Consider the following 13,271-nt stretch of genomic DNA (forward strand, 5'->3'; position numbering starts at 1 on the left):
GGTTCTGCCGCGTGCTTTCTGCTGCACGCGGACCGCGGGTATCAGCCGATACCCGGTCTTCCCTGCGCCTCTTCTTCAAAGGAGAGGTCGAACGAATGCAAAGCTCGGGCGCATGCGGCCGCGAGATCCCCGAGCCATGCCTGCTGTTTGAAACGTGGAGAAAGCTTTTGTCGTACGATGTCCCACGCCGCGTCATCTGCAAGTCCGTCTCAATCCCAGCTTCCGGATAAGCGAGCGACTATTTGCGTCGAGATGTGTCGTTCTGAAATAAACGATGCGCTGGTTTGCAATCTTTGAAGTTCCATTTCATTGACCGCATAGCGCCTCGCGCCGATATTCCCTGTCGTCATCGCTCAACCACGGAACGCCAGATGAGAACCCGAACCGCAGCCGATCGCCTGGTGCGCAAGCGCCTTGCCGGCCGCTGTTTCTCTGCGGCGACCGGGGCCTGTTGCTGATCGCTGCAGCCGAATTCAACGCCTTCAACCATCTGCAGATCAGACAGGAGCGCCGCACGCACGCGGCGAACGATCGGTCATGTCCAAAGCCTATGTCATCGAGGTTCTCAACCGCACCGCCGGCATCGTCACGGCCGACGAGCGCGGCTTCAGCTTTTTCTCATCCGAACGCGCATTCGACAGCCTGGAGGGACAGCACTTTGCCTCCGCGCGCGAGGCCGAACGCGCGGCCCGTGCGCTCGTCGCGACCGGCGGAGGACGCCTGCGCCGCGCGGTCATCTGATCTCCCACATCGCAACTTTCGAGAAGGATAAGTCATGAGCTTCTACAGGGACTTCAACGACAAGCTGGCCATCCAGGCATGGAACAGCGCCCGGCGCGAGCCGTATCGCACGATCGAGGTGCGGCAGCTCAGTCCGACGGTCGGCGCCGAGATCGGCGGCGTCGATCTCACCAAGGATCTGCCGGACGAGCAGTTCGCGGAAATCCACCGCGCGCTCGATGAGAATCTTGCGATCGTGTTCCGCGATCAGGAGATCTCGAAAGACGACCACAAGCGCTTTGCGCGCCGCTTCGGCAAGTCGCTGCACCGGCACGAGCTGGCCGCGACCCGCTTCCGGCACGACGGGCTGTTCGATCCGGAATTCCTGTCGTGGAAGACCGATGCGAATTCGCGCTTCACCGCCGGCGACGGCTGGCATCCGGACGTGTCCTGCGATCCCAGCCCGATTGCGGTCTCGCTGCTTCGTGTGACCAAGACGCCGCCGCTCGGCGGCGACACGGCCTTCGCCAACATGTATCTCGCCTATGAATTCCTGTCGGATCCGATCAAGCAGCTGCTGGATGGCCTCACGGCCATCCATGATGGATCATTGGCCTGGACCGCGGGTTATGGCGCCAAGCCCGATCCCGGCAAGACCTATCCGCAATCCGAGCATCCGGTGGTCGTGACTCATCCGCGTACCGGCCGCAAGTTCCTGTACGTCAATGCGTCCTTTACCTCGCACATCGTGCAGCTAACCCGGCGCGAGAGCGATGCGCTGCTGCAGCTCCTGTTCCGTCACATCGAAGGCCAGCTTGCATTGCAGACGCGGGTGCAGTGGCGGCCGAACTCGCTGCTGGTTTGGGACAATTGGGCGAGCCAGCATCATGCGGTGTGGGACTACTATCCCGAAGAGCGCTGGGGCGAGCGTGTGTCGGTGGTGACCGGCGAGGTGCCGCGGGCGCGGCTTGGGCTCAGCGAGGCCGCGGAGTAGGTCGGTCGCGCTGCACAGGCGCGGGCCCGAACGGGCCTGCGCTCCCTGCGGTGTCAGTCCGGACTGATATGAACCAAGAGAAGGCGGGAGATCGCCGCGTCGGCAAGCTCGTCGGCGCGGTCGCGATAGACGACGGCCTCGTCGTCGGTTGCTCCGCGGAGCGCAAGCCGTTCGGCCTGGGCAGGACGCCTCAGCCGGCAGAAAGCGTCGATCGCGTGGAGCAATCGCGGTGACCGCACCAGGCTCTGCGCCATGTCGTGATCATTCGCGGCGAACACGAAGGCCGGGCGCCGGCCAAGATCGATGGCGAAGACCTGCGGAGGTGCGGCTGACATGCGGTGGCGTCGGATCGTGTCTGTTCGGCGCGGGGCGCGTTGGTGCTCTGATGCTGAGTGTAGAAGGACGCCGCATGCCGTCAATAAAATGGGTCGCGCGATTTTCAGGCTGATCGAGCAAGAATTGTTCTGCGCGGGCGGCGTGACCCGAATGCAAGGGACCCGATGGCGCCGAGTCTGGCTGCGGTGATGTCATGCCAGCCATGTCCTGGCGCAGGACGCGACACACAGAAGAAAACTTCGGTCTAGCACTGTGTTCGACGAGCAATTCCTTGCTACGCCGGGCCGCAGCGAAAGCAGGAGCGTTGCTATTTCGGGCGCCGGCTTGTTCTGACCGCCGGCGCCGATCAAGCTACATGCAATCGCATGAAACTGCCCGGAGACATCCATGAGCCTGGTCGAGAGAAAGATCAAAGCGTTGCCCTTCGTTCTCGCCGAGCTGAACTATCTGGCGCCCACCGCGGGCAAGCCGCGCACCTATGCGTTCGACCCGCCGCCGGGCGAGCCGAAATCGACCGCGCTGCCGGAGCCCCGTCAGGTGCCGGTGTTCAACGGCCGCCCGATCGCGCAATCATTCTCGCTCGACCGTGAGGGCTTTGCGCTGGTGCGACACCCCACATTCGTGCGTGACTTCACCAACGAGAAGGAAGTCCGTAGCATCTATTATCCGGCGGCGGAGGCCTTCATTCGTGCGACCTTGCGCGCCGATCGCGTCGTGATCTTCGACCACACCCTGCGCAAGCGTGTGGCCGGTGCTCCCGACGTCCGTGACGGCGGGCCGCGCCAGCCGGCGACGCGCGTGCATGTGGACCAGACCGCGACGTCGGGTGCCAACCGGGTGCGTGAGCATCTCGGCGCCGAGGCGGAGGACCTGCTGCGCGGGCGGGTTCAGGTGATCAACCTGTGGCGGCCAATCATCGGGCCGTTGCGCGACACGCCGCTGGCGATGTGCGACGGGACCACGGTCGCGCCGGATGATCTGGTCGCGTCCGACCTGATCTATCCCAACCGCAACGGCGAGATCTACTCCGTCACGTACAATCCCGCTCATCGCTGGTTCTATTTCCCGGACATGACACCCGACGAGGCACTGCTGCTGAAGTGCTACGATTCGGCGACCGACGGGCGCACGCGGTTCGGACCGCATACCGCGTTCGTCGACCCGACGACGCCGGCCGATGCGCCACCGCGCGAGAGCATCGAATTGCGGATGCTGGTGTTCCACTTCGATTGAACGTGAGCAGGAGGATGACGTTTCACGGACGGTGACGCCGCGAGATGCTTCGTCCAACTTGGGGGCATTTTCTGAAATTGCCTCTGGACTGATCGCAGGCGATGGTGAGTGCAATTCGAGTGCGCTGCAGCATCTGAAGCCAAGGTCAGTCCAAGGTCAGTCCATGAATGCCCACCCAACCCTGGGGATCGCCGAGCCGGTCGTGCCGGCCGGTCTCATCCCTTCGTCTCTCGTCGCCGAGCCGATGGTTCGCTTCGAGGGACTGTCGAAGATCTATCCCGCCTATCGCGACAAGCCGGATGTCGAGGCGCTCAAGGATATTGACTTCGCGATCGCGCGGGGCTCCATCACCGGCGTGATCGGACGGTCCGGCGCCGGCAAGTCGAGCCTCGTCAGGCTGATCAATGGGCTGGAGAAGCCGACGGCGGGACGGGTGGTCGTCGATGGACGCGACATCTCGGCTCTGCGCGGCCAGGCGCTCCGGCTGGCGCAGCGTTCGATCGGCATGATCTTCCAGCACTTCAACCTGCTGTCGTCGCGCACGGCCTCCGACAACATCGCACTCCCGCTCGAGATCGCCGGCTGGTCGAAGGCCGACATCAGGACGCGGGTCGCCGAGCTGCTGGAGCTGGTCGACATCGCCGACAAGCATGATCGCTACCCGGCGGAGTTGTCCGGCGGTCAGAAGCAGCGCATCGGCATTGCGCGCGCGCTCGCGACGCGGCCGAACGTGCTGCTGTCGGATGAGGCGACGTCGGCGCTCGATCCGCAGACCACGCGCGCGATCCTCGACCTGCTCGCCAACATCAATCGCGAGCTCGGCGTCACCATCATCCTGATCACCCACGAGATGTCCGTGGTCCGTCAGCTTGCGAAGGAGGTCGTCGTGATCGATGGCGGCCGTGTCGTCGAGCGCGGCCATGTCGCCGACATCTTTACCCATCCGAAGCATCCGATCACGCAGACGTTCCTGGCCGAGGTGCTCGGCGATGCCGTGCCGGTGTCGCTGGCGAGCCGCCTCGTGCAGGAGCCTGTGCCGATCGGACAGACGGTGCTCCGCGTCCAGGTGCGCGGCTCGGATGCCGGCGACACGCTGGTGGCGCGGCTGGCACGCGAGCTGTCGATCGATGTCGCGCTGCTGTCGGCGCGGATCGACGAGATCGGCGGCCAGCATGTCGGCTCGCTGATCCTGGGCATTCCCGGCGGCGAGGCGGCGGCGCGGCAGACGCTGGCCTATCTCTCACTGCATCACTTCGCAGCGGAGCGTCTCGGCTATGTCTCCTGAGCTCATCAACCTGATCATCCAGGCCACCGGCGAGAGCCTGTTCATGGTCTCGACCGCGGCGTTGGTCGCGACCTCGCTCGGGTTGCCGCTCGGCGTCTTCCTGGCGACGAGCCGCGCGGGGGAGTTGTTCGCAGCGCCCGCGGCCAACGCGATCCTTGGCGTCGTCGTCAACGCCACGCGCTCGACGCCCTTCATCATCCTGGTCGTCGCCATCATCCCGTTCACGCGCCTCGTCGCCGGCACGTCGATCGGCTCGGGGGCTGCGATCGTGCCGCTGACGGTGGCGGCGACGCCGTTCATCGCGCGGCTGGTCGAGGCGGCGATCCGCGAGGTCGATGGCGGCCTGATCGAGACCGCGTCCTCGTTCGGCGCGACTCCGCTGCAGATCGTGTTCAAGGTGCTGATCCCGGAAGCCCTGCCGGGCCTCGTGCTGGCGCTGACGCTCGCTGTGGTCAGCCTGCTCGGCTATTCCGCGATGGTCGGCGCGGTCGGCGGCGGCGGTCTCGGCGACCTCGGCATTCGCTACGGCTATCAGCGCTTCATGCCGGAGATGATGCTGGCCGTGGTCGTCGTCCTGATCGCGCTGGTGCAGACGGTGCAGACCGTCGGTGATCATCTCGCGCGCAGGCTCAATCGGCGGCTGCGGCAGCGTTGAGCAGAGATTGTGTCGCGACGGCGCGGCGGAGACGTTTTCGGTCGACGTGAGATACGAGGGCTCGCCGGCATTTCCGGTGAGCCCTGATCTTTGAAAAGATCGTCTCGCGCCGTTCGTTCTACCATCAGCCTAACGAGTTGACCGCGCGATGGACGCGCGCGCTCGAGGCAAGAGGTGAACGGCCATGAATACGCTCGTCGAGAAACCCAGGAAGTTTGCGCTCGTCGAGCGCCAGCCCGCCGCCACGTTCGCGGAGGAGCGGCTGCATCGCAAGCAGCGCCTCGCGGCGACCTTCCGCCTGTTTGCCCGCTACGGTTTCGATCAGGGCCTGGCGGGCCACGTCACCGTGCGCGATCCGGAATTCCACGACCGGTTCTGGATCAATCCGCTGTCGGCGCATTTCAGCCAGATCAAGGTGTCCGACCTGCAGCTCGTCGATCACGATGGCAACATCCTGATCGGCGACAGGCCGATCAACCAGGCCGGCTTCGTCATTCACTCCGCGATCCATGCGGCGCATCCGCATGTGATCGCCGCCGCGCATACGCATTCGACCTATGGCAAGGCGTGGTCCGCGCTCGGCCGACTGCTCGATCCCCTGACGCAGGATTCTTGCGCCTTCTACGGGGATCACGTGCTGTTCGACCCGTTCACCGGCGTCGTGCTCGATGCCGATGAGGGCAGAAAGATCGCCCAGGCGTTGGGGACGAAGAAGGCCGCGATCCTGCAAAATCACGGGTTGCTGACTGTCGGCCCGACCATCGAGGCTGTAGCGTGGTGGTACATCGCGATGGACAATGCCGCGCGCACGCAATTGTTGGCCGAGGCCGCCGGTCCCACCAAGCCGATCCCGCACGAGATCGCCGAGCTGACGGCGGGGCAGGTCGGCACCCACAAGGGTGGCTATTTCAGCTTCCAGCCGCTGTGGGACTGGATCACGGCGCAGGAGCCGGATCTGTTCAACTGAAGGACATCAGTAGCCCGCATGAGCGCCAGCGACATGCGGGTTCTTCTCCACGCCTCGTGTGAGCCCGGATGTTGCTTCGCTCATCCGGGCTACAGGTTGAGAGAATGAATCGATCAGAATGGCTAAGAAGAAAGAACATTTGCACGCGATGATCACTTTCGAGAGCGCGTCCATTGCTTTGTTCGCACCTGCGATTGCGGCCCGGCTGTTGCGGCGCTAGTGAGCAACGAAACTTGGTTGTTTCGTTGGAGACTTGAATGCGCCTTCCCATTGTTGCCATTGCCGCCCTTGTGTCGTTGATCCTTCCCGCACAAGCGGAAGCCATCCGCGTCGGCGTGACCGCCGGGCCGCATGCCGAAATCATCGACGTCGTGAAGAAGGTCGCTGCCGAGCGCGGGCTCGACATCAAGGTCGTCGAGTTCACCGACTACGTGATTCCAAACCAGGCGCTGGCGTTGAAGGATCTCGAGGCGAACTCGTTCCAGCACGAGCCCTATCTGAAGAACCAGATCTCCAAGACCGGATGGAAGATCGTCAAGGTCGCGACCACCATCGCCTCGCCGCAGGGCGTGTATTCGCAGAAATACAAGACGCTGGCCGAGCTTCCGGAAGGCGCCAAGGTCGCGATCGCCAATGATCCGTCGAACGGCGCGCGCGGGTTGATGATCCTTGCGCTGCACGGTGTCATCAAGCTGAAGGATCCGAGCAATGTCGCCTCGACAGTGGTCGACATCACCGACAATCCGAAGAAGCTGAAATTCGTCGAGCTCGACGCGGCGCAGCTGCCGCGCGCGCTGGCCGACGTCGACCTCGTCTCGATCAACAACAACTACGCGGTTCAGGCCGGGCTCAATCCCGCCAAGGATGCCATCGCGCGTGAAAATGCCGAGGGGCCCTGGGTCAACATCCTCGCGGTGCGCGAGGAGGACAAGGACAAGCCCTGGGTCAAGCAGCTGATCGAGGCCTACCACTCCGAGCCGGTCAAGGCGTTCCTGGAGACGCGCTTCAAGGGCACCTACATCGCGACCTGGTGATCGGCAACCGCCGCCAGCGCCGGCGCTTCGATCGGCGGCACGACGATCGGGCGGGCCTGCAACAGCCGGTCCGCCAGATCGGCGCACTGGCTCCGGATGTCCGGGATCGCGATGATCTCCCAGAAGGCGGCGCGGGTCAGCGGGCCGATTGCGAACAGGCGCTGTGACGGCGTGCCATCGGCACCGACGATGGCGCAGTCCGCCGTGACCTCGATGCCGATCCGCAGCGGATCGCAGCGTGCCAGTCCTTGATCGAACAGGCTGCGCACGGCGGGGTTGGCGGTGGCGCGGGGGTCCCTGACGATCCCCGTGCAGTCGATCACGGCACCGACCTCGAGCGTCTCGATCTCGCTGCGGCCACGCCGGCGATAATGCGCCCGAGCGCCGTGCGTCCCACCGTCGATCTTGACGAGCTTGGCAGCGGCGACGCGAAGTTGGCCGTCCGCGATCGCCTGTGCGATGCGCTGTTCGACCTCCGGCGCCATACGGTGCCGATGCACATCCCACCATGCCCGCGCATGCTCCAGGAAGCTGCGCTTGGACGCCAGCGGCAAGTCCTGCCACAGCCGATGGCTGAACGGCCTGACGGCGTCGATGACGCCGCGCCAGTCGCCACCCTCGGCGATGTGGGCGGCGATCCGCTGCCGGAACCAGCGCAGCAGAACGCTGCCGCGCGCACCGAACGGAACCTCATCCTCGCTGATCTTGCAGGGAGCGATACGCCGATGTCCCTTGGCCATCAGGCCGCGGCGCGAGATCGCGAGGATCGGGCCGCGATGGCCCTCGCGCAGCAGCGACAGCACGTAGTCCGCCATAGTCAGGCCGGCGCCGAGAATGAGCACCGCCGAATCGCGGCTGAAGCCGGGAATGGACGGCGAGATCCATGGATCGGCATGCCAGGCCGAGCGCGGGATGGCCGCGTCATGCCCGGTCGCGAACACCGCGACGTCGCCAACCTGCCGCGTCCCATCCGCCAAACTCACGGTCACGGTGTGAGCGCCCTCGCTCACCGCGGTACATTCGCCACGGATAATGCTGAGACGCCGGGCGCCGTCCTCGGTCTCCAGGAACGGCGCGATCAGGCTGGCGATGTAGTCGCCATAAAGGCGGCGAGGCACGAAGCAGAACGGATCGGGACAAAGCCGCAGGCCATGCTCGTGCGCCGACAGCCAGCGCCAGAAATGGTCGGGATCATCGGGCAGCGCACTCATGTTGGCAGCGCGCACGTTGAGCAGGTGATCAGCATTGCCGGTGTGATAGGCCAGCCCGCGACCGACCTCCGAACGCTTCTCGATCAAGGTGACCCGGATATCGGACTTCGGGCGTTGCAGCAGCTGATAGGCCAGAAGGACGCCGGATGCGCCGCCGCCGACGATGATCACGTGTCGTTCTGGAAAACGGCCCATGCAAAGATGCCTTTTCTCTCGCGCGCGGACGATGTGCTACGTTTGTAGTCTAGCACGTAAGACATCGGCCGGATTCGGAAAGACGAATATTCTACTTGTTGGCGCGTTCCGACCGATGGTGTTCCAAGAACATACAGATTGCTGTCGCAAGTGTGTCGTCATGAGCGACGCTGCGATAGAAATATTATTTGCAGCCGGCTGGCGCGCCGGGCGGCGATGGAAGCCTGGAACACTCGACCGAAATCTTCTCCGATCAAGGATCGCGGCGAGAACAGAGCGTTTGAAAATCGCGCAACTCTGAAATTGCCAGCAGCGCCGCACTGGTTGACCATGATCGCGCGCGTGCGTCGTTTACGCACGGCAGCGGAGTTCGGAACATGGTTGCGCAGGCCACGCCGGCAGAACGAACGGGAGCGCGCGCTTTGCGGATGACACATCCGGTGTCGCCGTGACTGCTTCAGGGCCGGATCCACTATCGCTCACCGCCGACGTGCTCGTCATCGGCGGCGGCATGGCCGGTGCCTGGGCTGCGGTCTCGGCCGCGCGCGCCGGTGCGCGGGTGATCCTCGTCGACAAGGGCTATTGCGGCACCAGCGGCGTCACGGCCGCGGCCGGCCCCGGTCACTGGTGGGTGCCGCCGCAGGCGCGCGAGCAAGCCGTCAGCCAGCGTGTCATCGCGGGTCTCGGTCTCGGCGAAGCCGCGTGGATGCATGGGATCATCGCGGAGACTTGGCGGACATTGCCAACGCTCGCGAGCCACTACGCGTTCGGCATCGACGATGAAGGGCAGACCAACTATCGCGCGGTTCGCGGTCCCGAATACATGCGGGCGCTGCGTGCCTTTGCGCGTGATCATGGCGTCACGATCCTTGACCATTCGCCAGTGCTGGAACTGCTGGCGCGCAGTGACGGCACGATCGGCGGTGCACGAGGCCTTCGCCGTCAGGATGGGGCGCGGCCTTACCAGATCGCCGCAGGTGCGACTGTGCTCGCTGCCGGCGGCACCAGCTTCCTGTCGCATCTCTTGGGGGCGCGCACCAATACCGGCGATGGCTATCTGCTGGCGGCGGAAGCCGGCGCCGATCTCTCTGGGATGGAATTCACCGCGGCCTACACGATCGCGCCGGCGCATTCGACGATGACGCGCAGCATGGCCTATGCGTTCGCGACTTATTACGACGCCGACGGGCGCGAACTCGATCTGCCGTTCGGGCCGCAGCAGACGATCGGGTTGGCCAAGGCTATGCTTGCTGGACCGGTGTTCTGCTCGCTCCATCTTCTGCCCGACGACATCAAGGCCCGGTTGCACACGATCTCGCCGAACGTGCCGCTGGTGTTCGATCGCTGGGGCATCGATCCCTGGCGCGATCGCTTCGAGGTCACGCTGCACAATGACGGTACCATCCGTGGTCTCGGCGGCGTCAGGGTCGACGATCTCGACGGTCGCACTGCGGTGCCGGGGCTGTTCGTCGCCGGCGACAACGCCTCGCGCGAGAAGGTTGCCGGTGCGATCTCCGGCGGCGGCAACGTCAATTCGGCCTGGGCGCTGTCGTCCGGCGTGCGCGCAGGGCAGGCGGCCGCGCGGCTGGCGCGCAACATCGGGGCGAAAGCCTCGCCATTGGTTCCGCTCGGACAGGCCGGCCTGCGGCCGGGGGTGCGGAGCAGGGCGCTCGATCTCGACGCGATCAGGGCCGGCGTCCGCGCCGAGATGCATCCATTCGACAAGAACCTGTTCCGCAAGGAGTCGATGCTCGCCGCATCGCAGCGCTCGCTCGACGGGCTCTGGCGCGAGATCGCCGACCATGCGGGCGGCGATCCGCTGCGGTCGCGCGAGACGGCGGCGCTGGTCGCAACGGCGCGCTGGTCGATCGGGACCGCGCGCCAGCGCACCGAGAGCCGGGGGCTGCATCGCAGGATCGATCATCCCGGTCTCGACCCGGACCTCGCAGTGCGCCTCGTGAGCCGCGGCCTCGATCGCGTCGACATCGCAGCCAACACGCGCCGTGTGCCGGCAGCTCCAATCGCCCTGGAAGCCGCGTCATGATCGAGCTCATCGTTGCCGATCGCTGCACGGACTGTGGCGCCTGCGTCGAGGTGTGCCCGACCAACGTGCTCGACCGCGCGTCGTCGGGGCCGCCGCTGCTGGCGCGGGTCGCGGATTGCCAGACCTGCTTCATGTGCGAGCTGTATTGCCGCGCGGATGCGATCTACGTCGCGCCCGATTGCGACCGCCGCGTCACGATCACGCCGGACGAGGCGGTGGCCTCGGGACGCCTCGGTCAATATCGCAAGAATTCCGGCTGGGACGAATGGGCCCGGCAATTTCCTAACGAGCAATGGCTGATGGAAACGGTGTTTCGCCGCGCCGGCGAAACCGTGCGTGCAGCCGCCGCAGACGACAGGAGGACGGCATGACCATCATCACCCACCGGCCAGGAGCCCTTGTCGGCCTCGACGGCTTTCCGGGACCGGCCGAGCGGCCGGACAGCCCGTTGTCGCAAGCGCTGCAGCAGCCGCTGCTGCTCGGCCTGTTCCTGCCGATCCAGGCCGGCGGCTGGAGCGCGTCGACCTTGCTGCGGACGACGTCCTGGCATTTCGACTACAACCGCGACCTGGTGCTGGCTGCGGAGAATCTCGGCTTCGACCTGGTGTTCGCGCTGTCGCAATGGCTGCCCAAGGGCGGCTATGGCGGCGTGTTCACCGGCGAGGCGCTCGACTCGTTCATGACCACGGCGGCGCTGACCAGTCTGACCCGGCGCATCATCCTGGTCTCGACCATCCACGTGCTCTACGGTCCCTTGCATCCGCTGCATCTCGCCAAATATGGCGCCACGCTCGATCACATCTCCAACGGGCGCTGGGGCATCAATGTCGTGACCGGCCATCGCGCCGCCGAACACGAGGCGTTCGGCTGGAGCCGGATCGATCACGACCGCCGCTACGAGCTTGCCGCCGAGTTTCTTGAAGTGCTGCAGCGGCTGTGGGGCGACACTGAGAACTACTCATTCTCCGGCCAGTCGTCCTGGAAGCTCAACGGCGCCTTCGTGACGCCGAAGCCGCGCTACGGCCGGCCGGTGCTGGTCAACGCCACCGGCTCGGACGCCGGCATCGCCTTCGCCGCGCGCTATTCCGACATCGTCTTCATCACCAGCCCGACAGGCTCGAGCTTCGAGAGCGCCATTCCTGCGCTGCCGGCGCATACGGCGAGGGTCAAGCAGGCGGCGCGCGATCTCGGCCGCGAGGTGCGGACGCTGCTCAATCCGATGGTGATCTGCCGCGAGACCGAGCGCGAGACCTGGACCTATCACGATGCCATCGTCGCCCATGCCGATCCGGTCGGCGACTTCCACCGGCTCGACAGCGACGCTCATGCCTGGCGCGGCCGTGTCGGCGTCGATGCGCCCAAGCGCCGGGCGATCGGCGGCAACATCGAGGTGATCGGCACCCCCGAGCAGGTGGTCGAGCAGTTCGTCCAGCTCAAGAAGGCCGGCGTCGATGGGCTGCAACTGTCGTTCTACGATTTCAAGCCCGACCTCGACTTCTTCGGCCGCCGCGTGCTGCCGCTGATGGAGCAGGCGGGCTTGCGTAAACCCGTGATTGAGACAGTGGCTCATCCTGCTGCTGCGGAGGCCGCCGAGTAGCCGTGAGCGCCGACCGACGCGGGCGATATGGGGATTGCCGTCGTCCGCGAGGTCGGCTTTGCTGCGGATCGAAGTGCGAGCTGGACGAGATGGCTGCCGGCGCGAAAAGCGCACGGCATGACGTGAGGGACTGGAATGACGATTGTTGAAACGAGGACATCGCGCGCGGCGGAAGACGACGTCACGGCGGCGCTGCGCAAGCGTTATGGCGCGCATATCCCTGCGGTCGCCGCTGGCGCCGAGGACATCCTCGGCCAGTTGCTGGCGCATCGCTCGATCCGCAGCTATCGGCCTGATCCGGTGCCGCCGCACACGGTGGAGACGCTGGTGGCCGCCGCGCAGTCGGCCGCGTCGTCCTCTAACCTGCAGACCTGGAGCGTCGTCGCGGTCGAGGATTCCGCGCGCAAGCAGCGGCTGTCGGAGTTCGCCGGCAACCAGAAGCACATCCGCGAGGCGCCGTTGTTCCTGGTCTGGCTTGCCGACCTGTCGCGGGCCGAACGGCTGGCACGGCGCGAAGGGCGCTCCGACGACGGCATCCATTTCCTGGAAACGCTGTTCGTTGCGGTCATCGATGCCGCGCTCGCAGCCCAGAACGCCGTGGTGGCGCTGGAGGCGCTCGGGCTCGGCTCGGTCTATATCGGCGCGATCCGCAACCGCCCGCAGGCGGTGGCCGAGGAGCTCGGCCTGCCGCCGAACGTGCTTGCCGTGTTCGGCCTCTGCGTCGGCTATGCCGATCGGGCCGCCGGCGAGGACGTCAAGCCGCGGCTGCGCCAGAGCGTGATCCTGCATCGCGAGCGCTATGCGCCGACGGACGAGATCCACGGCATCGCCGCCTATGACGAGACGCTGCGCGACTTCCAGACCAGCCAGGGCATCGCTGCAGTCGGCTGGCGAGAAGCCGTGCTGAACCGACTGGGCTCGGCGAAGGCGCTCAACGGCCGCGACAAGCTGACCGAGGCGCTGCGCGCGCTCGGCTTCGGATTGAAGTAGAGCTGGCGTC

13 protein-coding genes are annotated in these 13,271 nt (G+C 65.6%); 11 read left to right on the plus strand and 2 right to left on the minus strand.

Translation table 11 applies throughout. The features are described from left to right. Nucleotides 1-537 precede the first annotated feature (537 nt). Together QX121_RS30610 and QX121_RS30615 are read left to right on the plus strand one after the other, a co-directional pair. A complete protein-coding gene (locus QX121_RS30610) occupies nucleotides 538-741 on the plus strand; it encodes a hypothetical protein (protein WP_315739236.1) in 204 nt (67 codons plus the stop codon). A gap of 34 nt (nucleotides 742-775) precedes the next feature. Continuing rightward, the gene (locus QX121_RS30615) at nucleotides 776-1,714 is read left to right on the plus strand and encodes a TauD/TfdA family dioxygenase (RefSeq protein WP_315813806.1); all 939 of its coding nucleotides are present in this window, start codon (nucleotides 776-778) and stop codon (nucleotides 1,712-1,714) included. Nucleotides 1,715-1,767: 53 nt separating this feature from the next. On the opposite strand, the gene QX121_RS30620 is transcribed toward QX121_RS30615, so the two are convergent. Then, on the minus strand, nucleotides 1,768-2,049 hold the full coding sequence (locus QX121_RS30620) for a hypothetical protein (protein ID WP_315786576.1): 282 nt from the start codon (nucleotides 2,047-2,049) through the stop codon (nucleotides 1,768-1,770). A 388-nt stretch (nucleotides 2,050-2,437) separates the two neighbouring features. Here QX121_RS30620 and QX121_RS30625 point away from each other — a divergent pair, with 388 nt between their 5' ends. The 5 genes from QX121_RS30625 (at nucleotide 2,438) to QX121_RS30645 (ending at nucleotide 7,224) form a co-directional block, all read left to right on the plus strand. Further along, nucleotides 2,438-3,283, plus strand: coding sequence for a CmcJ/NvfI family oxidoreductase (locus QX121_RS30625; protein WP_315813807.1), 846 nt, complete (start codon nucleotides 2,438-2,440; stop codon nucleotides 3,281-3,283). 163 nt (nucleotides 3,284-3,446) lie between these two features. Next, complete coding sequence (locus tag QX121_RS30630; protein WP_315813808.1) at nucleotides 3,447-4,568, plus strand: methionine ABC transporter ATP-binding protein; 1,122 nt, start codon at nucleotides 3,447-3,449, stop codon at nucleotides 4,566-4,568. Then, nucleotides 4,558-5,223 carry a methionine ABC transporter permease gene (locus QX121_RS30635; protein ID WP_315739241.1) on the plus strand — a complete coding sequence of 222 codons (666 nt, stop codon included), beginning with the start codon at nucleotides 4,558-4,560 and terminating at the stop codon, nucleotides 5,221-5,223. Before QX121_RS30630 ends, QX121_RS30635 begins: the two co-directional genes overlap by 11 nt. Nucleotides 5,224-5,407: 184 nt before the next feature. After that, entirely contained in the window at nucleotides 5,408-6,190 is a 783-nt protein-coding gene (locus QX121_RS30640) for a class II aldolase/adducin family protein (RefSeq protein ID WP_315813809.1), read from the plus strand. A gap of 257 nt (nucleotides 6,191-6,447) precedes the next feature. After that, nucleotides 6,448-7,224, plus strand: a complete 777-nt coding sequence (locus QX121_RS30645; RefSeq protein ID WP_315739244.1) for a MetQ/NlpA family ABC transporter substrate-binding protein — start codon at nucleotides 6,448-6,450, stop codon at nucleotides 7,222-7,224. Here the strand turns inward: QX121_RS30645 and QX121_RS30650 are convergent. Next, nucleotides 7,206-8,630: an FAD/NAD(P)-binding protein gene (locus QX121_RS30650; RefSeq protein ID WP_315813810.1), complete on the minus strand. Its 1,425-nt coding sequence runs from the start codon at nucleotides 8,628-8,630 to the stop codon at nucleotides 7,206-7,208. The two genes, QX121_RS30645 and QX121_RS30650, sit on opposite strands and share 19 nt — an antisense overlap. Nucleotides 8,631-9,078: 448 nt before the next feature. Here QX121_RS30650 and QX121_RS30655 point away from each other — a divergent pair, with 448 nt between their 5' ends. The 4 genes from QX121_RS30655 to QX121_RS30670 all read left to right on the plus strand — a co-directional run bounded on the left by QX121_RS30655 (nucleotide 9,079) and on the right by QX121_RS30670 (nucleotide 13,261). Next, the gene (locus QX121_RS30655; protein WP_315813811.1) at nucleotides 9,079-10,674 is read left to right on the plus strand and encodes an FAD-binding protein; all 1,596 of its coding nucleotides are present in this window, start codon (nucleotides 9,079-9,081) and stop codon (nucleotides 10,672-10,674) included. Further along, a complete protein-coding gene (locus tag QX121_RS30660) occupies nucleotides 10,671-11,045 on the plus strand; it encodes a ferredoxin family protein (RefSeq protein WP_315813812.1) in 375 nt (124 codons plus the stop codon). The genes QX121_RS30655 and QX121_RS30660 overlap by 4 nt, the downstream gene beginning before the upstream one ends. Beyond that, nucleotides 11,042-12,271: an LLM class flavin-dependent oxidoreductase gene (locus tag QX121_RS30665; protein WP_315813813.1), complete on the plus strand. Its 1,230-nt coding sequence runs from the start codon at nucleotides 11,042-11,044 to the stop codon at nucleotides 12,269-12,271. Before QX121_RS30660 ends, QX121_RS30665 begins: the two co-directional genes overlap by 4 nt. Before the next feature lie 135 nt (nucleotides 12,272-12,406). Continuing rightward, nucleotides 12,407-13,261, plus strand: a complete 855-nt coding sequence (locus QX121_RS30670) for an NADPH-dependent oxidoreductase (protein ID WP_315813814.1) — start codon at nucleotides 12,407-12,409, stop codon at nucleotides 13,259-13,261. The last annotated feature ends 10 nt before the right edge of the window (nucleotides 13,262-13,271 follow it).

It is taken from the genome of Bradyrhizobium sp. SZCCHNR2028 (assembly GCF_032380995.1).
In the GTDB taxonomy this organism is placed as follows: Bacteria; Pseudomonadota; Alphaproteobacteria; order Rhizobiales; family Xanthobacteraceae; genus Bradyrhizobium.

Excerpts from the sequence above, each read along its gene's own strand:
- QX121_RS30635 (WP_315739241.1), top strand. The coding sequence starts at position 4,558 with ATGTCTCCTGAGCTCATCAACCTGATCATCCAGGCCACCGGCGAGAGC.
- QX121_RS30645 (WP_315739244.1), top strand. The coding sequence starts at position 6,448 with ATGCGCCTTCCCATTGTTGCCATTGCCGCCCTTGTGTCGTTGATCCTT.
- QX121_RS30630 (WP_315813808.1), top strand. The coding sequence starts at position 3,447 with ATGAATGCCCACCCAACCCTGGGGATCGCCGAGCCGGTCGTGCCGGCC.
- QX121_RS30615 (WP_315813806.1), top strand. The coding sequence starts at position 776 with ATGAGCTTCTACAGGGACTTCAACGACAAGCTGGCCATCCAGGCATGG.
- QX121_RS30670 (WP_315813814.1), top strand. The coding sequence starts at position 12,407 with ATGACGATTGTTGAAACGAGGACATCGCGCGCGGCGGAAGACGACGTC.
- QX121_RS30625 (WP_315813807.1), top strand. The coding sequence starts at position 2,438 with ATGAGCCTGGTCGAGAGAAAGATCAAAGCGTTGCCCTTCGTTCTCGCC.
- QX121_RS30620 (WP_315786576.1), bottom strand. The coding sequence starts at position 2,049 with ATGTCAGCCGCACCTCCGCAGGTCTTCGCCATCGATCTTGGCCGGCGC.
- QX121_RS30640 (WP_315813809.1), top strand. The coding sequence starts at position 5,408 with ATGAATACGCTCGTCGAGAAACCCAGGAAGTTTGCGCTCGTCGAGCGC.
- QX121_RS30665 (WP_315813813.1), top strand. The coding sequence starts at position 11,042 with ATGACCATCATCACCCACCGGCCAGGAGCCCTTGTCGGCCTCGACGGC.
- QX121_RS30610 (WP_315739236.1), top strand. The coding sequence starts at position 538 with ATGTCCAAAGCCTATGTCATCGAGGTTCTCAACCGCACCGCCGGCATC.
- QX121_RS30650 (WP_315813810.1), bottom strand. The coding sequence starts at position 8,630 with ATGGGCCGTTTTCCAGAACGACACGTGATCATCGTCGGCGGCGGCGCA.
- QX121_RS30660 (WP_315813812.1), top strand. The coding sequence starts at position 10,671 with ATGATCGAGCTCATCGTTGCCGATCGCTGCACGGACTGTGGCGCCTGC.